Here is a 20,129-nt window from a genome sequence, read left to right on the forward strand (position 1 = left end):
TCTTAGAAAAAAACTGTAATATTGTCATTAACTTATCTTTTTGACCAAAATCTCTAGAGGGGTCAGTATGGCCTGAACGGGGGGTCAGCATCACCTGAATATCCATCTAAGCCTAGATGAGGGTTTAGCGCCATTAATTGGTGAACAGTCGTACTAATTTTAATATATCTGTTGCTCGTAATGACTTCTGGAATAAAAAGTTTGCTGAACCTTACTTCCTCTTCAAAGACCACATAATCTTTTCCTTCTAAGTTATAGTCCTCCAGGTTGTCATACCTTATATTATTGTATTTCTTATCCCCCTTTAGGTCACATATCTTCTTTTTTCTTTTTTTGGGTACCGTGAGGGGGGTATTTACTATTTTATTATCTACTTCCTTCTTACAGATATAAGTGATACTATTGGAATTGATATATATATCTGGGTCATAGGATATAACTACCTGCCGAGAAATATCCTTAGTAATATGGTCTACTTCTAGTCCTAATTCCTTTGCTAAAGATTCATACACAATAGAAAAGTTGCCTCTACTTAAACCTTCAGCTTTTACCAGAACACCTCTTCCAGTGCCGCTTAGTGACAGCCAAGTTGCAAAGATGTAAGGGTTGTTGAGGTCTATATCTGTGCAGCCATCAATATCCAAATAGACCAGGCCAGACAGCTTTTTAATACTGCCTAGATTTCTTTTGTGGGTGAAAGTCGCATTCGGTGTGAAGGTGTTCAGGTCATTCGTTTTTACCTTTACATAAAAAGAGTTGTTTTTGCCCTCCTGTTGTGCTTTTAAAGCTGCTGTACGTGCTTTTATTTTTAAGTCGCGGTCTTTACCACCCGTTTTTATATTGTGAAGAATTTCAGTTACTGACACCTCTTCTATCACAAAAGGGGATTTACAACATTTGAAAATGCTTACTGTGGGATTATATAATTGATTACTTTCCATTCCGCAGTCCCTTTTTAGTGTTTGAGACGTAAACTACTGCCTTTTGCTCTACCTCGCTTTTTGACTTTCTACGGCCAATTTTAAGATATTCCATCAAGTCAGTACTGGAAAAATAAAGGTGCTTACTCCTCTTCGTAAAAGGAAGTTCACCTTTACTTACTTTGCTGTAAACGGTTGGAACTGCAAGGTTCAGGAACTTAGCTACTTCTTGGACAGTTAATATATGTTCAGTAGTTTCGGAAGGAGAGCTTTTTGCCTCGACCTCCATTTGTGACTCCTTCATCCACCTTTTAAAGATGGACTCAAGTTCTGTTAAAGGAAAGTTGAAAAATACTTGTTCCATTGTTTTTTAATTTTTAGTTAAACAATGGCTGCAAATACAGGCGGGGTAACTGGTTACTTAACGGTTACTTGGAGTTTACTACATAGTTATTTCAAATATAGCGGGGGTAGAAAAACTTATTTATCCATTTTTTCTTTTTCCTCCTTGAGAAATGTTAGGTCATTTTGGACTCGACCAATCGTCTTTGGGTAATTCTTTTCCAGGTATGGGATTAGCAATTCCAGCTTTTTTAAGGGATAATCGTGCGTCCTGTTTATTTGTTTCTTTGCCATAGAATATTTATTCTTGAAACTATTCATGGTTGTGTGGAAAGGATGCTCGCTAATGAACTGCTGCATTTGATTTTCTTTGGTGTTATCCTTTGGTAAGAGTCCTGAGTCCTCAGCATAATAAAATATAGTAGCCCATTGCAAAATGCTAAACCCATTCTTGTAGGCTTTTGAAGCTCGGATTTCCTCCCTTTCCTTTTGTCCATTATCATTAAGGTATTCTTTGGACTTTTTGTTGTTCAGGAGAGCTGGAGAGGCAGTTCTTGTGCTATCATAAGAAATTTCGTTGATAAGGCTTATAACCTGCTTATAATACTGTCTATAGTGTTCAATAGAGGAATTTTCGGGAATAGCGAAATCGATATACCCACTGCCATGATCATCCTCACAGTAATAGTATTCGTATTTCGAATTATTAGGTGGCGAACCTAGCCATCGGTAATCTCGGGAAAGGAATCGTTCTAAATCATATAGAGTAAATCCAAAAACGTAACTTACGAAATCTTCCTTTTCTGCATAAGGAAAATATTTCCTATAGGTAGAGATTAAATCTTCTATGATAAGCTTCAGTAGAGGCAATTCAACTATGTGTAAATAGCTTACATACAGTGTTTCTTTTGACCTAAAATCCTCCATTCCCCAATCTAAATCCTTGTGGTGGAGCCAGAGTTCCAAAGATTCCACACATGATAAATTCTTGTTCATATTGGAATGAGATCCAATTACTATACGAGAATGCAGAAGGTTGATTTCAAATCTTTCTTCCATAGTATTTCTTTTTTGGGTATTATAAATCCACCTTGATTTTTTGGCCGCTGTTCCCTTGACCTGATCTACAACGTTAGCATATATTTCCGTGGTTTTTAAATCCTTATTACCTAACATTTTTGCCTGCAAAATTACAGTTAATCTGAACGTAAATTCCTAATTCGTTACTTCTATTCAATCCTCGTTTTTTATTGATCTTAATAGACAGGTTAAAAACTTTAACCTTAATACTGTATTAAACCTGTACTAAAATCTTTTTGGATTCAAAAAGAATAACCGCCTTGTAACTGGAAAAATCCTCAGGTAAGTTGTTGAACGGATGAATTTCGCAGTAGATATTGAGCTCTCTAACTCGTCTTGCAATTAATTGCGTGTACTGCGAACCAAAGTCTAAAATGAGTACGTTGTTTTGCATGTGCAAAAATAGAAATTTGAGGCAATAATAAAATAACAAACCTATTATTTTATACCTTTCACGCTTACTTTATCATTAGAATTATGAAATATCTTGGAGCAATTATTTTTTCAATAGCTATTGTACTGGCTGCATGGTTTTTAGGAAACGCTTATGTAAGCCGTGCCAATCCCGATGGTGTGATTTCAGTTACCGGCTCTGGCAGTGAGAATTTCACATCAGACCTTATTGTGTGGGAAGGACAGTTCAGCCGTGTAAATTCAAACCTGGAACAGGCGTATAAGGAACTGAATCAGGATAAAGAGACGGTACGGCAATATCTTTTGGACAAAGGCATCAAACAAGAAAATATTGTTTATAATTCTGTTCAAACCAATGAACAACGTGAAAACCAGTACCAGAACGGAAATTATGTGGGCAGTATTTTTAAAGGCTACGAACTTGTCCAGTCTGTGAAAATAGAATCCAATGATGTGGAGCTGATTGAAGGTGTCTCCAGGGAAATTACAGAATTACTGAACAAAGGCGTACAGTTCAACTCCACTCCTCCCCGATATTACTACACCAAAATTGCCGATTTGAAGATCGAAATGATCTCTAAAGCTACCGAAGATGCCCGACTTAGAGCTGAGAAAATTGCACAGAACAGCGGCGGAGAACTGGGAGATCTAAAAAGTGCGAATATGGGTGTCTTCCAGATTACCGGCCAAAATAGTGGTGAAGATTACAGCTGGAGCGGCGTTTACAATACTGCCGACAAGAAAAAAACAGCGTCCATTACCATGCGCCTGGATTACGAAATAGACTAATAACAGCTCTTGAAGCTGTGGAGCTTTAACCATTTTTTACCAGTCGGCATTCTTTCAAATTTGTATCTTGAAAGTTCTATTCCTGAATAGAATTTAAAACTGTGTAAAATGAGCGTACTTACCTGCGAGTGGAAAAAACTGGCATTTGCCAATTATATCTTTCCTGCCGAAATTCTGCAAAAATATCTTCCTAAATATACCAAACTGGATTACTTTAACGGAAACTGTTATGTCAGCCTCGTAGGATTTCAGTTTCAGAACGTGAAGATTGCAGGAGTAAAAGTTCCGTTTTACACTAATTTTGAGGAAATAAATCTGCGATTTTACGTGAAACGGTTCGACGGAGCAAATTGGAGAAAAGGAACGGTTTTTATTTCTGAAATCGCAGACAAAGTCGCTTTAAGCAGCCTTGCAAATTCTGTTTTTCATGAAAATTATCAAACCCTGCCTACCAAACAGGAAGTAGAGGAAAACAAAGAGTTCCTGAAAGCGAAATACAGCTGGCAATTCCATGAGGAATGGCAGCACCTGGAGGTGATAAGCAATACGTTGCCCAATCCCTATGCTGAAAATAGTGAAGCTGAATTTATTCTTGATCGCCCTTACGGGTATGGAAAGCAGAGCGAGGAAGAAACGAATGAATACAAAATATCCCATCGTGACTGGCCTATCTACGAGGTGCAGGAATACAGCATTAAAGTAGATTTCACCAAAGTATTCGGACCTGAATTTAATATACTAAATTCTGCTACACCTCATTCGGTGATCCTTGCAGAAGGTTCTTCGGTTTCTGCTGATGACCGGGTGATGATCGGGTGACCGGAAAAATAAATTCCAATGAGAAAAACCCAAATTCCAATATTGATTATTCACAAATGCTTCCATTTCTAGAATTATTTGTTTTCTTGACTTCTGACTATTTTTCACGCAAAGACCGCAAAGAAAAAATTAAATTAGATGGTATTTAAATTCTATATGTAATCGTTGCTCAAAAACTCTTTTTTAAAATAAATTACCAAGGAATTTATAGGATCCTGAATAAATAATTCACCATAAAAGAGATCTCGATCTCCCCGCCCACCTATCGGTCGGCGAGGCTCCTTCGAGATGACAATTGAAAAACATTCTCAATGTGCGATCCTATTTTACAGCTCGTACTTCGGAACCTCTAACCTTATTTTGTCTTGTCTCCTGGCTCTTTTTTCTTCTTTCTATGCCACAATTATCTTCAAACGCTCAGATTAAAACCTATTCCATCGAATCCAGAATAATATCAATATCCTCTTCGGTAGTTTCAGGATTTATAAAACAGAAACGGGAAATTGTTTCGTAATCATCTCCTTTCCTCCATTTTGTCGGAGTTACCAGCGCCAGGCCTTCTTTATGATTTTTATAGGTCCAGTCACGATATTCAGAAGGACTCCAGCCTTTTCTTCGGAATAATACTACAGACAAACTTGGTGGCCTTACCAGCTCCAGGTTCTCCCTGCTTTCAATCTTTTCACCGGCTATTTTCGCCAGTGTAATTCCGCGTTCAATAGACTCACGGTATTTATCGGTTCCATGCATGGCAAGAGAGAACCATAAAGGCATTCCTCTCACCCTACGGGTCAGCTGAATCTGATAATCGGCCGGATTAAAACCTTGTGCTCCTTCATCTTTAAAGATCTCCAGGTAAGAACCTTTCTGAGAATGAGCTTCTTTGGCAAGTTCAATATTTTTATAGATCACTGCCCCACAATCGTAGGGCGAAAAAAGCCATTTGTGAGGATCTATAGTGATACTGTCTGCTCTTTCGATTCCGTTGAAAAGATGGCGTACAGAAGGTGCTGCCAGGGCTCCGCCTCCATAGGCACAATCCACGTGTAGCCACAGATCTTCTTTTTGACAAACATCTGCAATAGTATCCAGCTCATCAATAATACCTGCATTGGTGGTTCCGCCGGTGGCAACAACGGCAAATAATCTTTTTCGGTCTTCTCCCTTCAGTTTCGTAATAGCAGATTGCAACGCATGACCCTGTAGATTTTCATCGGGACAGTCAATAATTTCCACATCTGCATCCATCACTTTTGCCATGGCCTTTACAGAGGAATGCGCTCCGTTAGAAGTTAGCAGCAGGGATTTCAGGTTTTTATTTTCAGGGTTTTTGGATCTCCATGTTTCACGGGCTGTCACCAGGGCAGATAAATTGGCGGCCGTTCCTCCACTGGTAAACACCCCAAAAGAACCTTTTGGTAATCCGGTGAGGGAAACAAGCCATTTCATCGCCTGATTTTCACAAAAGATCCCGCCGGCGCCTTCCATCCAGTAAGCTCCATGAATACTGGAAGCTGCTGTAACAAGGTCAAACATTATTGCTGCCCTGCTTGGTGCAGCCGGCACAAAAGCCAAATGCCGTGGATGATCAATTGGCACAGTGGCTTTCACAAGAATATCCTTGAACATCTTAAAGGCTACTTCTCCGCCTATTCCTTTGGGAGTAATGGTTTCTCCCACTAACTCAAACAGTTCTTCTTCTTTTTTTGGGGAACCTAATTCGGGGGTGACATTGGATATCCGGTCAATCGTGTATTTCATGACGTCTAAAGTCATTTCTACCAGATCCATGTCTATTTTATGCATTTTTGTCAAAACGAAATAATTTTAAAATTGTGATCTAAGGGTTGTAATTCCCGGAATAATTCAGCAATAAAATCATCACCATATTCCAGGTAAAATTCGGAAAAATTGTGATGTCTCTCCTGTAAACTCTGATTTGGGAAAAGTTCATTCTGAAGATCTGTAATCCTCGTCACCTCATCCTCCAGCTTCCTTTTTTGAGCCTTTAAGAGTCGCTTTTCAAGATTATCCAGTCCTTTTAACTGTTTCACTTCCTGGGCTTTTACAGCTCCTAAAAATGATTTATCGGTTTTTTCTGCCAGCTCATACATCTTCTGAAACTGTTCCACCAAATGCTCTTTCTGAGGTCCGAAATCAATATCAATATTGGAGATCTGCCGTACTTTTTTGTTGATGAGTTCGTGCTGCTTCAGGAAGAGTTCTTTATTGGAAATATCCAGTTTCCGGCGCTTTTCATCCTGCTTTTGAGTCTGGATCAAAGCAGAATTCCGAAGTAACAGAATCGGGAAAGGTATGTCTACGGCCCCGAAATAATCCTTGAGCTCAAACCAGTACGCCAGCTCTCCGCCACCTCCAATATAACACAGGTTTGGCAGGATCACTTCTTCATACAAGGGACGTAAAATGACATTTGGACTAAACTTTTCAGGCTCGCTCTCCAGCAAATCCAGCATTTCTTCCTTACTCCAGGAAATTTCAGTGTCGTGCACAAAATACCTTCCGTCACGTTCCTTAACCCGTTCCCGAAGGCCTTCAGAAAGGTAAAAAAGATTGATCTCTCTTGGGTTCACCTGTACTCCATAGCCCATCCCTGCCAAGGCTTCCGCTTTAGGAAGTGTCGTTGCATGAGATTTTTGAGAAAGCAATTCCTCTTTCATATACGGTATAAAAAACCGCTTCAGGTCCCTCTCGTGCGCATCTACAATAACGAGTCCGTGGTCTTTAAAAAGCTCGTTGGCAAGATAACGGGTGGCATCGGTAAGGTTGGAATGCTTCAGGTAAGCCGTTTCAAAAAATTTCTTTAGTTTTTCAGCTTTTTGGCTGCTTCCTATTTCCGCAGAAAAAAGTTTCAGGACTTCCTCCATCCCTTCTGTCGGCAATTCGCCTACTGCACCTCCGTCTTTTTCACTTTTAGGTGGATTCCACTGAAATTTCTTTCCGTGGAGGTTGAAAAAGTTGATTTCCTCGAAATCGTGATCCTCTGTCGCCATCCAGTAAATTGGCACAAAATTATATTCCGGATATTTTTTCTTTAATTCGGAAGTCAGATTTATGGTGGAAATGATCTTATAGAGAAAGTACAACGGACCTGTAAAAAGGTTTAACTGATGCCCGGTCGTGATCGTAAAAGCATTATTTTCAGCAAGGGAGGCTATATTTTTCGCGGTTGCTTCTGAAACATCTAAATTCTCATATTGATTCTGAAGAACATTTACCAAAGTGGCACGTTTGTCCTTCCCACCTGTAGCAGAATCGTTAAAAGATTCCCCTTTTTCTTCCAGCTGCAACTTGAAATTCTCCAGCTTCGGAAACCTGTGATAGAAAGGTTTCAGTTCCTCTTTCTCATCTAAATAATCGCTGATTAGCGGTAAAAAATAATTGGTTTCAGAAAACGGAATACAGTCTGTTGGCATAGAATTTTATTGAAAATGTAAAGATACCGAAGTTAAAGATTTTATACAGCTAATTTTAATTAAATCCCGCCGGTATGCTATCTTTACTCATTTAATTCTGCTCAAAAGAAAATTTTTGATGAAAAGACCATTCCTTCTTCTTACTGTTTTATTCCTCCATTTTCAGTTCGCTACTTCTCAAAATATTCAGTCTCCCGAAGAATATCTTGGATATGGAATTGGATCCCAATTCACAAGGCATTCCCAAGTGGTAGATTATTTTAAACATCTCGCAGAAAATTCAAATTTGGCGGAATACCACCCCTACGGAAAAACCTATGAAGGACGAACGCTTTCTTACGTCATCATTTCTTCGGAAGAAAACCTGCAAAACCTTGAGCAGATTCAGAATCAACATCTACAAAATATCGGTCTTGCTGAAGAAAATTCCGCAGCCAAACCAGAAAAAGCAATCGTATGGCTGAGTTATAATGTCCACGGAAATGAAGCTTCCAGTACCGAGGCGGCGATTAAAACGATCTACGAGCTGGTTACTTCCCGACAGGAACTGCTTGAGAATACTATTATAATCATGGATCCATCAGTAAATCCCGATGGTCGTGATCGCTATGTAAACTGGTACAATCAGGTAAAAGCAACTCCATATATCACGTCTCCTGTGGCTGTGGAGCATCATGAACCATGGCCGGGAGGACGACCAAATCATTATCTTTTCGATTTGAACCGGGACTGGGCATGGGCTACTCAAGTGGAAACGCAACAACGCCTGAAAGTTTACAATGACTGGATGCCACACATTCATGTAGATTTTCACGAACAGGGAATTAATGATCCTTACTACTTCGCTCCCGCAGCCGAGCCTTTTCACGAGATCATCACTCCATTTCAACGTGAGTTTCAAACAGAAATTGGCCGAAACAATGCCAGATATTTTGATGAAGAAGGCTGGTTGTACTTTACCAAGGAAAAGTTTGATTTGCTGTATCCAAGCTACGGCGACACCTACCCTACCTATATGGGGGCGATTGGGATGACCTTCGAGCAGGCCGGACATGGCCGCGCCGGACTCGGTATCGAAACCACTGAAGGTTACAACCTGACTTTAGTGGACCGGGTGGAACACCATTTCACTACCGGTATTTCTACGATTGAAGTCGCAGCTGCCAATGTAGATCGACTGAATTCCGAGTTTCAGAAATTTTATCAAAATCAGGATTTGGAGACTAAAAGTTATGCTTTAAGCGGAAATCCCGATAAAATTGAAGCCTTAAAAGATCTGCTTGACCGTCACGAAATATCGTACAGCAATGCTTCCTCTGGAAGAATACGAGGCTATGATTACACAGAGGACAGGCAGGTAAGAATGGATGCTTCAGAAAACACCCTGGTGATAAACACGAATCAGCCAAAAGGAAAAATGGTGCAGGTATTATTTGAACCTTCGGCCAACCTTGTGGATTCCCTAACGTACGACATTACCGCCTGGAGTCTTCCGCACGCCTTTGGACTTAATGCGATTGCCAGCACCACGGAGATTTCCGGTACCCCTTCTCCTAAAACACCTGCAGTAAATAATACCGTTAATCCTTCGGGGGCCGGTTACATTACGAAATGGAACAGTATGCAGGATGCCAAATTCTTAAGTGCTTTGCTGAAAGAAGAAGTTAAAGTCAGGTTTACAGAAGTTGCTTTAGAAAATGCCAATCAGCAGTTCGCTCCCGGAAGTCTGATCATCACCAAAAGCGACAACCGGAATCTGGAGGATTTTGATGCAAAATTAATAGCAATAGCAAATAACCACAACCGACAGCTAAGCACTTCCAGCACCGGATTCGCCACCAATGGCCCCGACTTTGGTTCTTCAAGTGTGAAGATCATCAACAAACCCAGGATTGCAATTTTACGTGGTGAAGAAATTTCCTCTTTAAATTACGGAGAAATATGGTATTTCTTTGAGCAGGAGCTGGAATATCCTGTAACTTCCGTAGGAACCGATTATTTCGGCAGCGTAGATCTTAATCATTTTGACTTGCTGGTGTTAGCTTCCGGAAGATACTCGGATGTATTTGAAGATGAAGAACTGGAAAAACTGAAGAGCTGGGTGAAAAGCGGCGGTAAAGTCATTGCTCTTGACAATGCTGTTGGCTTCTTTGCAGGAAAAGAGGACTTTGATCTTGAGGAAAATACCTTTGAAACCGAAAAAGACAGCATTCAAAAGAAAAATCTTATTCCGTACAATGAAAGAGAGCGGGAGAGCATCAAAGATCTCATCACCGGTAGTATTATTGAAACGCAGATCGATAATACCCACCCGATGGCTTTTGGATATGAGAAGACCTACAGAAGTCTTAAACTCAGCAATGACAGCTACAGCTTTTTAGATGACGGATATAATGTTGGATATATAGAAAGAGAACCAAAGATCATTTCCGGATTTGCAGGTAGCGAAGCTAAAAAGAAAATAGCCAATTCTCTTGTTTTCGGAGAAGAACGTATGGGAAGTGGAAGCTTTATTTATTTGGTCGACAATCCGTTATTCCGCGCCTTCTGGCAAAACGGAAAAATGTTCTTTGTAAATGCTATTTTCTTTGTGAATAATGAAAATTACAGAATGTGATTTTGAGGCAGTGGGTTGGCCACGAATTCACGAATAGTTAAGTGGGCTAATCCTTTAATCTTCTCTCCCCCGGATAAAGCCCGGGGCTATTCATTTATAGGCAAATCCATATTATTGGTGTCACCGGCTTTAACCTAACCGACATCACGAGTGAACCTTTTAAAAAACAAAAAAAGTTCTACTTTCTTATCGGTATTCCCCAGGGAACATTAGTTCATTCGTCGCAAACCTTTAAAATACCTCCTATAAATTAACTATAAAAATCCCTTCCGGAATAGTATATTTACTCCCTTATTTAGAAATTAATGATCATAGACATTCTTCTTTTATTTGCTGGTTTTGTTGCGCTTATCTTTGGCGCAAATAGTCTTGTGGATGCTGCTTCCAGTGTAGCTGTCAAACTTGGTATCCCAAACATCGTTATCGGATTAACCATTGTGGCTTTTGGAACTTCTGCCCCCGAACTTGTTGTGAACCTTTTTGCTGCAATTAGCGGCAGTACAGAAATGGTGCTGGGAAATGTGCTGGGAAGTAATATTTTCAACATCCTGGGGATCCTGGGGATCTCTGCCATCATTTATCCGTTGACGGTAAAAACCAGTACTACCTGGCTGGAAATTCCGCTGAGTTTACTGGCTGCTATTTGTGTGCTTATCATCGGTGCCGACATGTTTCTGGATGGTGCGACCACCAATGCCATTACAAGGTCGGAAGGAATTGTTCTGCTGCTGTTTTTTACTATTTTCCTCGTTTACAACCTCACCGTCGCCAAAGCCGGCGGGGAAGAAGAGGAAATGGAAACAAAAAGTTATACCACCGGAAAAGCGATTCTCTTCATCCTCCTCGGATTGGCCGGATTGATCCTCGGCGGAAGACTTATTGTTGACAGCGCCGTAAGTATCGCAGAAGTCATCGGACTTTCAGAAAGGGTTATTGGGTTAACAGTGGTTTCCATAGGAACTTCCCTACCGGAACTGGCGACTTCCATAATCGCAGTGAGAAAAAAGAACGTGGATATTGCCATTGGGAACGTGGTAGGATCCAACATCTTCAACATTTTCCTAATTCTGGGAATTTCCACTACAGTAGCACCGCTTCAGTTAAACGACGGCGCATTTTTTGATATCTTCGTGAATATTGCAGCCGGTTTACTGCTTTTCATATTTATTTTCACCGGAAAAGGTCGGAAATTGGAGCGCTGGGAAGGGATCTTTTTACTTGGACTGTATATTGCATACGTCACTTATCTCGTCACCGCCTAACCATGATCTTATATTAATTCAGTTTTATAATGAACAAAAAACATCATTTTTTAGCCTTTTTTCTGCTAGTCTTCTGCGGAAATATTTTTGCACAGGATTCTAAAGCTCCGGCTACAAATTTTAATGTAGAATTTGAATCCTACACTCTTGACAACGGATTAAAAGTCATTTTCCACATAGACCGCTCAGATCCTGTGGTGGCAGTTGCTTTGACCAGCCATGTTGGTTCTGCCAGGGAAAAAGAAGGTCGTACAGGTTTTGCCCATTTGTTTGAACACCTGCTTTTCCTGGAATCTGAAAACCTTGGCAAAGGCGGACTTGACAAACTGAGTGCCCGCATAGGTGGTTCGGGAGCCAATGGTTCTACCAGCCGCGACCGTACCAATTATTTCCAGACAGTTCCCAATGATGCGCTGGAGAAAATGATCTGGGCAGAAGCCGATAAGCTTGGATATTTCATCAATACCGTGACCGAACCTGTTTTGGCCAAAGAAAAGCAGGTGGTGAAAAATGAGAAGAGGCAGGGAGTTGACAACAGGCCCTACGGGCACACCATGGCTGTGATCGATCACCATCTATACCCAGAAGGACATCCATACCAATGGCAGGTAATTGGTTCTCTGGAAGATCTGCAAAATGCCACTTTGCAGGATGTAAAAGATTTTTACAATCAGTGGTATGTGCCCAATAATGTTACTTTGACCATTGCCGGTGATTTTGACACCGCACAGGCGAGAGAGTGGGTAGAGAAGTATTTCGGGGAGATCGAAAAAGGTGAGGAAATAGCTCCTTTGGAGAAGCAGCCTGTAGTTCTTCAGAAAACGAAAAAACTTTATTATGAAGATAATTTTGCACGGCTTCCGGAATTAACTATGGCATGGCCGGCTGTTTATTCCTACCACCCAGATTCTTATGCGCTTGAAGTTTTAGCAGAATATTTATCTCAAGGCCAGAATGCCCCTTTTTACCAGTCATTGGTAGATGAGAAACAACTGACTTCCACTGTTAGAATGTTTAATTACACTTCAGAACTGGCAGGACAATTTATGCTTCAGGTGAGAGCTTACGACGATAAAGATCTGGATGCTGTTCACACTGCAATTGAGGAAACCTTCCGGAAATTTGAAAAAGAAGGAATTTCAGAAAAAGATTTGAAAAGGATCAAAGCGGGACAGGAAACCAGTTTTTATAACAGTCTTTCCAGCGTACTCGGAAAAGGGTTTCAGCTGGCACAATATGAGATCTTTGCCAATGATCCCGGATTCATCAATACGGAAGTCGGTAAAATCCTTGCAGTTACTTCGGAAGATGTGATGCGGGTTTATGAGGAATACATAAAGAACAAACATTATGTTGCCACTAGTTTTGTTCCGAAGGGGCAGCCGGAATTGAGTCTGGAGAATTCTTCGGAAGCAAAAGTTGAGGAGGAAGAAATTGTGATGGGAGCCGAAGAAGAGTTCGATCTGGAAGAAGTGGTGGACTATGAAAGAACCCCTTCCAGCTTTGACCGGACTGTTGAACCAGCGTATGGTCCTTCCCCGGTCACCAATGTTCCGGAGATCTGGAAAGACAGTCTTTCCCCCGCCGGACTCGAAATTTTCGGAATTACCAATTCTGAAGTTCCGGTGGTGCAGTTTCAGCTGGAAATGAAGGGCGGACTTCTTTTAGAAAATCCGGAGAAAATTGGGGTTTCCAATCTGCTGGCAGAAATGATGACCAAAGGAACGGCAAACCGCACTCCCGGGGAGCTGGAAGAGGCTATTCAGCTTTTAGGTGCTACAATTTCTGTGAATGCAGGCGATGAAAGCATCGTTCTAAGAGGCAGCACACTTGCTAGAAATTATAATGAAACCATGGAACTTGTAAAGGAAATTATTCTAAATCCACGTTGGGACGAGGAAGAATTCAACCTTAGCAAACAAGAAGTTTTAAGCAGTCTTCAGCAACAGGAAGGTTCGCCAAATAATATCGCCTCAAGAGAATTCCGGAAGGTCGTTTATGGGGAAAACCATATCCTTTCCAACGACATTCTGGGCAATAAAACGTCTATTGAAAACATCAGCCTTCAGGACCTAAAGGATTACTACTACAGTTACGTGGTTCCAAATGTTTCGACCTATTTTATCGTGGGAGATATTGATCGGGATGAGACCGCTATGGCTGTTCTTGACCTTGTGCAGGATTGGGAAACAAAAGAAGTACAATTCCCTGAACTCCCAACCCCGCAGATCCCGGAAAAACCGAAGGTCTATTTTTATGATGTACCGGGAGCAAAGCAGTCGGTTTTACAACTGGGATATCCTGCCCTGGCAGAAACCCATCATGATTTTTATCCGGCTACCATCATGAATTACCGGTTAGGAGGTGGCGGATTCGCTTCTCAACTAACCCAGGAATTGCGTGAAGGAAAAGGATACACCTACGGAATAAGGTCTTCTTTTAATGGCAGCAAACTTCCCGGCCCCTTTAGTATTTCAACGGGAGTACGTACCAATGTCACTTTTGAAGCAGTGAGCCTTATTAAAGAGATCCTGGCAAAATATCCTGAGAATTTTAATGAAGAGGATCTGGAGGTTACTAAAGGATTTATGATAAAAAGCAACGCCAGGGAGTTCGAAACTTTAGGTTCAAAACTCAATATGCTGCGGAACGTTAGCAATTACGATTGGGCAAACGATTATGTAAAGCAACAGGAAGAAACCGTACAGAATATCACTGTTGAGCAAATAAAGGAACTGGCAGAAAAATATCTCAACCCAAACAACATGTATTATGTGATTGTGGGAGATGCTGAAACCCAGCTGGAGAGATTGAAAGAAATAGGCCTTGGAGATCCGGTTCTGCTCAATGAATAAATGAAAAACTCAGATATAAAAAATGCCGCATAAAGCGGCTTTTTTTATATAGCTCAATCTTTCTTTGCACGTTTCTTTTTCCTGTGTTTTAGAACTTCGGCTTCCCTAAAGAAAATTATTTCTTCAGCAATATTGGTTACCAGATCACCAATCCTTTCCAGTTTTTTGATTACTGTAAAAAGCAGTAAATACTGGTCGATGGTTTTAGGGTCCTTTTGAACTTCTTCAGAAATTATTTTAAAAGATTCAATATTGATCTTGTTAAGCACCTTGTCTTTTTTAAAGACTTTTCGGGCTTTTTTGGTATCCTCTTCGTTATAGGCTTCTGTAATATCATCCAGCATCGACAAAGCACATTCATACATCTCCTCAAACCGGAGTTTTTCCAGTTGTCCCGGAGCTATGGGAGTATCCACCTCCACGATATATTTGGAAATTCCGTAGGCATGATCTCCCACTCTTTCCAGATCAAAATTTATCTTTCTCAACGCCAGCACAAACCTTAAATCACTTGCCACAGGATTGTGCAAAGCAATAAAGCGTTCACAGTCCCTGTCAATTTTAAGATCCAGGGCATTCACCCGGTTTTCGGTATGCAGCACCTCTTCAGCAAGTTCACTGTCATGGTTGAGAAATGCTTCCCGTGCATTCTCCAGCTGTTTTTTACACAGGCTGAACATCTCATGCCCCGCCTGATTCAAAGCTTCTTTATTCTGTTCTAAACTTATCATAGCTCAAAAATTTATCCGAACCTACCGGTAATGTAGTTTTCGGTTTGTTGTTTTTCAGGATTGGTAAATATCTTTTTGGTCTGATCGTACTCTATCAACTCCCCCATATAAAAAAATGCAGTATAATCACTCACTCTGCTCGCCTGCTGCATGTTGTGAGTTACAATGACGATGGTATATTCCTTTTTCAGCTCGTAAATAAGCTCTTCGATCTTCGCCGTAGAAAGTGGATCCAGCGCTGAGGTTGGTTCATCCATTAGGATGACCGATGGCTCTACGGCCAGCGTCCTGGCGATACATAACCGCTGTTGCTGCCCTCCCGAAAGTGCCAGTGCAGATTTATTCAATCCGTCTTTTACCTCATCCCAAAGTGCTACCTGTTTCAACGATTCCTCTACTTTCTCCTGAAGGAATCTCTTATCTTTGATCCCCTGAATTTTGAGTCCGTAAGCTACGTTTTCAAAGATTGACTTCGGAAATGGATTCGGCTTCTGAAAAACCATTCCCACCTGTTTCCGAAGCTGCTCCACATTGATCTTTTTCTTGTAAATATTTCCTCCATCAATGGTGATCTTACCTTCCATCCTGAAGCCATCTACATAATCATTCATCCGGTTGAACAACCTTAGAAACGTTGACTTTCCACAGCCAGAAGGGCCAATAAAAGCAGTAACTTTATTGGCTTTGATGCTCATGTCTATCCCTTTGATCGCCATGAAATCATCATAAAACACCTTCACGCCTTCTGCCTGAAGTTTATATTTCCGTTTGATATCGCTATCAATTATACTTTCTTTTGTTTTCAATTTGCTCATTTCAAAGAAGCTCAATTATTTTAATTTTTTCTGCCATTTATTTCTGAAATAGACTGCAATTCCGTTCATCAAAAATGTGATGGACAATAGTACAATAATTGCCGCCGCTGCATTTACTTCGAATCCGTGTTGCGGCCTGGAGATCCAGTTAAATATCTGTATAGGCAGTACCGAAAATTCATCCATTGGGGACGAAGGCGCAAAAGGGACATAGGTCAATGCACCAATCACAATCAACGGAGCCGTCTCTCCCACCGCCCTTGATAAAGCCAGAATGATCCCCGTTAAAATCCCACCGAAAGAGGCCGGCAGTAATTGCCGGGACACTGTTTGCCATTTTGAAGCACCCAAAGCAAAGGAAGCATCCCTTACCGATTTTGGCACTGCTTTAATGGCTTCCCTTGTGGAAACAATGACGATTGGCAGAATGAGTAAGGCAAGTGTAAAACTACCTGCCAGTACACTGGCCCCCATCTGCATGATACGTACAAAAATCTCAAGCCCCAGTAATCCATAAATAATGGACGGAACTCCTGCAAGGTTCGAAATGTTTACTTCCAGCAGTGAAGACAAACGATTCTTCTTCGCATATTCTTCAAGGTAGATTGCCGCAGCAATACCCACCGGAAGCGCAATGATCGTTGTTAAAACCAGCACCCATACACTTCCCATAAGTGCCGTAAAAATCCCTGCTCTTTCGGCTTTTCTCGAAGGAAGACTGGTAATAAAGTCCCAGTCAATCCTTTGTAGTCCGTCGACGATGACAGAACCTATAAATATGACCAGCAATACTAGCCCCAGCAAGGTACAGGCAATGCCCCAGACCTTAAAAGCCTGATCTTTCCATCTGTTCTTTCTGATATTATTCATATTTCTCCTGGAATCTTTTTCTTATCCTGTAACTTATAGTGTTCAGCAAAAATGTAAATACGAACAGGGTGATTCCTGCTGCGAAAATCGTTCTGTATTCCAGACTTCCATGCTGCACATCTCCCAGACTTACCTGAACGATATATGCTGTAATAGTTTCCACTGGAACCGTAGGATCTAACGTCAGTCTCGGCTGTTGTCCTGCGGCAATTGCCACGATCATTGTTTCTCCGATTGCTCTTGAAATAGCCAGGATAATGGATACTATAATTCCTGAAGAAGCTGCAGGTACCATGACTTTAAAAGCATTCTGCAATTTCGTCGAACCCATTCCATAAGCTGCTTCCCGTAAAGAATGTGGGACTGCATGCAAAGCATCTTCACTTAAAGAAGATATAAAAGGAATGATCATAATCCCCATTACCAAACCTGCTGAAAGTGCGTTAAATCCGGATAAACCGGGAATAAAAGATTGCAGAAACGGAGTTACCACTGTCAAAGCAAAAAAACCATAAACTACTGTTGGGACAGCCGCAAGAAGTTCTAGAGCCGGTTTAACGGTTCTCCTGAAACTCTTCGGTGCATATTCACTTATGTAAATACTAATGGATAATCCCACCGGCACTGCAAAGGCTATTGCAATAAAAGAAGTGAGTAGGGTTCCCGACAGTAAAGGTAAAATTCCAAAATGCTTATCGGCAAACAGGGGTGTCCACTGGGTATCTGTAAAGAAATCTATGATAGAGACTTCACTAAAGAAGGCGATAGCTTCAATAGACAACACCAGGATAATACCAACCGTTACCGCAATGGTAATGAGGGCACTTGACAAAAGCGCCTTTTCAATAACCATTTCCTTTATTCTTCGCATAGGTTTATTATTTGAATCAATTCAGCAGATCAATTTATTCTACAGGCTGCTGATTCTTCTCTACAAAGTCTGAGAATTTCTGCTTTTCTCTCTGGTATTCTTCATCTGTTAAAGGCACATAACCTACGTCTCCCAATATTTCCGGAGCTTCATCAAGATAAAAATTCACGAAATCTGCCACTACAGGATTCTGCAATGAAGAACTGTTTACATAAACAAATAAAGGTCTTGACAATGGACTGTAGGTACCATTACTTACTGTCTCCATACTGGGTTCTACACAACCTTCTCCACCATCAACACCAACTATTTTAAGCTTATTTGCATTTTCTTCATAATATGCTAATCCGAAGAAACCTAGTCCATATTTATCACCTGCAACTCCCTGCACGAGAATATTATCATCTTCACTGGCAGTATAATCCCCTCTGCTGGAACCGCTTTCTCCCACGATCGCTTCGGTGAAATAGTCAAAAGTACCTGAGGCAACTCCGGGTCCGAAAAGGTGGATTTCCTCATCAGGCCATTCAGGATTTACCTGGTTCCATCTCGTAATGGTTCCCTGGGCTGCAGGTTCCCATATTTTTCTCAATTCTTCCACCGTAATACAATCCAGCCAGTCATTTTCAGGATTGATCACAACTGCGAGTCCATCGTATGCTACTTCCAGCTCCACAAAATCAATATTGTTGCTTTCCGCTATAGCTTTTTCGTCTTCCTTTATGGGTCGGGAAGCATTTGCCAGATCAGTCTCTCCCCTTCCGAATTTCTGAAATCCGCCCCCGGTTCCAGATACCCCAATGGTAATATCCACATCGGGCTCTACCGTACGGAATTCTTCGGCCATTGCTTCAGTAACAGGATAAACTGTACTTGAACCATCAATGGTAATGTTCTGCTTATCTTTTTTATTATTTCCGCAGGAAAGCATCAACCCTGAAATTGCGGTGATAAAAATTAATTTTTTCATGAATTTTAGTTTTAAAAATGAATGTCAAATTGTAATCTGTACATTAATCCGTTATCCTGATTATCTTCGTAATCATTAAGGCTTAAGTCTGTCTGAATTTTTAGTTTATGTCCTACAAAGTATTTCGAAAGTCCTACTGTATATTGTGTTTCAACCCCTAAGCCGGTGATTCCCTCATCCAGAGCAATGGTTGTATAGCGGCTCACCACCTCGTAATTGTTCTTAAATAAATATCCTGCCTGTAGGTTCAATCCGTTCCCTACATTCACAATATCTCCTGTTGGAGTACCATCACTATTCAATGCTATAGCCTCCCCTGCTGTTCTGTTGGCAAACTCTCCCATAAAAGAGAAGCCTTTGTATTTGAACATGGCGTCCAGGAAGAACGTATTGATATCGGTTTCAAAAAATCCGGTGTCATTGACCATATATGTACCGGAATTTGACCTTGTTCTTACAGCGCCTGAATTGTGGTCATAGCTGGCACCTATCGCCAGTTTTGGTGTTTGGTGCCGCTTAAGGTCTGACCCTACGTAGGCATCAAAATCACCAAACGGAAGTATTTCTGCCCTACCGGTGAACTGATAACCTCCTAAATTTCCGGAGGTGACATTTCTGCCTTCTCCCTGCGAAAAAGCAAAAGCTTCCCTGATGAGAAATTCATTTCCAACCACAAAAAAGTGATGTAACTGAATTCCCATATCACGATCTATATTAAAACGGCTGTTCACCAGTGAGCGGTCTACTGTTTGCATATTAGCCGAAGAAACTACTCTCTCCCTGTTCCCCGGAAGTTTGGTTTGACCTGCCCACAGCTCAAAATTCTCATGGAAATTCCATTTTACGACAGCATCCAAAATCATTCTTGGTGCATTGCTGGTGTAAATAGAAGTACCTGATAAATCTCTGTTTGATAATCCAAGCTCGAGTTTATATTTTAATTTTGGGGTATAAGCAAATCCATCAAATTTTAATCGCGCCCTGCGAATTAGGAAGTTTGATTCCCCTGATGCAAATTCTTCATATTCCGGAAATTCCCATTGAGAAGTATACAGTGACTGGAAACGTGCCGCAAAACGCATACTATAGGAGCTGTCTTTAGCCACAATATTAATCAGGCCTTTTCCAAAAGTGTTTTCTGTTACATCCTGGGCAGAAACATTCATTGCAGACACAAGCAGAAATGCCGGCACCAGAAACCATTTAAAATTCATATCTGTTAGTTTTTGTCACTGCAAATAACCAACTTCAATGTTAATTCAATGTTACTGGCAAATTATGTTTGTATAAATGAAAAAAAGGCTGCCCGGCCATGGCAACCTTTCCATACATCAAAA

16 protein-coding genes and 1 pseudogene are annotated in these 20,129 nt (G+C 41.0%); 5 read left to right on the forward strand and 12 right to left on the reverse strand.

Annotated features, from left to right (window positions below; translation table 11 throughout):
- Window positions 1-62: 62 nt before the first annotated feature.
- The 4 genes and pseudogenes from IE056_RS10640 to IE056_RS18850 all read right to left on the reverse strand — a co-directional run.
- Window positions 63-941: a BT4734/BF3469 family protein gene (locus tag IE056_RS10640; RefSeq protein WP_189604702.1), complete on the reverse strand. Its 879-nt coding sequence runs from the start codon at window positions 939-941 to the stop codon at window positions 63-65.
- A complete protein-coding gene (locus IE056_RS10645; RefSeq protein WP_189604703.1) occupies window positions 931-1,284 on the reverse strand; it encodes a helix-turn-helix domain-containing protein in 354 nt (117 codons plus the stop codon). Before IE056_RS10645 ends, IE056_RS10640 begins: the two co-directional genes overlap by 11 nt.
- A gap of 116 nt (window positions 1,285-1,400) precedes the next feature.
- Window positions 1,401-2,321, reverse strand: a complete 921-nt coding sequence (locus IE056_RS10650; RefSeq protein ID WP_189604704.1) for a hypothetical protein — start codon at window positions 2,319-2,321, stop codon at window positions 1,401-1,403.
- Window positions 2,322-2,589: 268 nt separating this feature from the next.
- Window positions 2,590-2,736, reverse strand: a pseudogene (locus tag IE056_RS18850) (glutamine amidotransferase-related protein); the annotation flags it as partial.
- 83 nt (window positions 2,737-2,819) lie between these two features.
- Between IE056_RS18850 and IE056_RS10655 the strand changes: the two are divergent.
- The gene (locus tag IE056_RS10655) at window positions 2,820-3,545 is read left to right on the forward strand and encodes an SIMPL domain-containing protein (RefSeq protein ID WP_189604705.1); all 726 of its coding nucleotides are present in this window, start codon (window positions 2,820-2,822) and stop codon (window positions 3,543-3,545) included.
- 108 nt (window positions 3,546-3,653) lie between these two features.
- Window positions 3,654-4,364 carry a YqjF family protein gene (locus tag IE056_RS10660; protein ID WP_189604706.1) on the forward strand — a complete coding sequence of 237 codons (711 nt, stop codon included), beginning with the start codon at window positions 3,654-3,656 and terminating at the stop codon, window positions 4,362-4,364.
- 429 nt (window positions 4,365-4,793) lie between these two features.
- Here IE056_RS10660 and IE056_RS10665 read toward each other — a convergent pair whose 3' ends face one another.
- Together IE056_RS10665 and bshC are read right to left on the reverse strand one after the other, a co-directional pair.
- The gene (locus IE056_RS10665) at window positions 4,794-6,170 is read right to left on the reverse strand and encodes a pyridoxal phosphate-dependent decarboxylase family protein (protein ID WP_189604707.1); all 1,377 of its coding nucleotides are present in this window, start codon (window positions 6,168-6,170) and stop codon (window positions 4,794-4,796) included.
- Window positions 6,171-6,175: 5 nt separating this feature from the next.
- Window positions 6,176-7,801, reverse strand: coding sequence for a bacillithiol biosynthesis cysteine-adding enzyme BshC (gene bshC / locus IE056_RS10670; protein ID WP_189604708.1), 1,626 nt, complete (start codon window positions 7,799-7,801; stop codon window positions 6,176-6,178).
- 118 nt (window positions 7,802-7,919) lie between these two features.
- Here bshC and IE056_RS10675 point away from each other — a divergent pair, with 118 nt between their 5' ends.
- From IE056_RS10675 to IE056_RS10685, 3 genes are all read left to right on the forward strand, one after another.
- On the forward strand, window positions 7,920-10,418 hold the full coding sequence (locus tag IE056_RS10675) for a M14 metallopeptidase family protein (RefSeq protein WP_189604709.1): 2,499 nt from the start codon (window positions 7,920-7,922) through the stop codon (window positions 10,416-10,418).
- Window positions 10,419-10,723: 305 nt separating this feature from the next.
- Entirely contained in the window at window positions 10,724-11,680 is a 957-nt protein-coding gene (locus IE056_RS10680; protein ID WP_189604710.1) for a calcium/sodium antiporter, read from the forward strand.
- Window positions 11,681-11,709: 29 nt separating this feature from the next.
- Complete coding sequence (locus IE056_RS10685; RefSeq protein ID WP_189604711.1) at window positions 11,710-14,535, forward strand: M16 family metallopeptidase; 2,826 nt, start codon at window positions 11,710-11,712, stop codon at window positions 14,533-14,535.
- A 53-nt stretch (window positions 14,536-14,588) separates the two neighbouring features.
- On the opposite strand, the gene phoU is transcribed toward IE056_RS10685, so the two are convergent.
- From phoU to IE056_RS10715, 6 genes are read right to left on the reverse strand one after another with little or no spacing between them, the layout of a single operon-like run.
- Window positions 14,589-15,266 (reverse strand): phosphate signaling complex protein PhoU, encoded by a 678-nt coding sequence (phoU, locus tag IE056_RS10690; protein WP_189604712.1) that lies wholly within the window; start codon window positions 15,264-15,266, stop codon window positions 14,589-14,591.
- An 11-nt stretch (window positions 15,267-15,277) separates the two neighbouring features.
- Window positions 15,278-16,081, reverse strand: coding sequence for a phosphate ABC transporter ATP-binding protein PstB (gene pstB, locus IE056_RS10695; protein WP_189604713.1), 804 nt, complete (start codon window positions 16,079-16,081; stop codon window positions 15,278-15,280).
- Between the two features lie 15 nt (window positions 16,082-16,096).
- On the reverse strand, window positions 16,097-16,951 hold the full coding sequence (gene pstA / locus IE056_RS10700; protein ID WP_189604714.1) for a phosphate ABC transporter permease PstA: 855 nt from the start codon (window positions 16,949-16,951) through the stop codon (window positions 16,097-16,099).
- Window positions 16,944-17,822, reverse strand: coding sequence for a phosphate ABC transporter permease subunit PstC (pstC, locus tag IE056_RS10705; RefSeq protein ID WP_189604715.1), 879 nt, complete (start codon window positions 17,820-17,822; stop codon window positions 16,944-16,946). Before pstC ends, pstA begins: the two co-directional genes overlap by 8 nt.
- Window positions 17,823-17,856: 34 nt before the next feature.
- On the reverse strand, window positions 17,857-18,792 hold the full coding sequence (locus IE056_RS10710; RefSeq protein WP_189604716.1) for a PstS family phosphate ABC transporter substrate-binding protein: 936 nt from the start codon (window positions 18,790-18,792) through the stop codon (window positions 17,857-17,859).
- An 11-nt stretch (window positions 18,793-18,803) separates the two neighbouring features.
- Window positions 18,804-20,006: a porin gene (locus IE056_RS10715; protein ID WP_189604717.1), complete on the reverse strand. Its 1,203-nt coding sequence runs from the start codon at window positions 20,004-20,006 to the stop codon at window positions 18,804-18,806.
- Window positions 20,007-20,129: the final 123 nt, after the last annotated feature.

This window comes from Salinimicrobium marinum, from assembly GCF_014651535.1.
GTDB classification, from domain to species: Bacteria; Bacteroidota; Bacteroidia; order Flavobacteriales; family Flavobacteriaceae; genus Salinimicrobium; species Salinimicrobium marinum.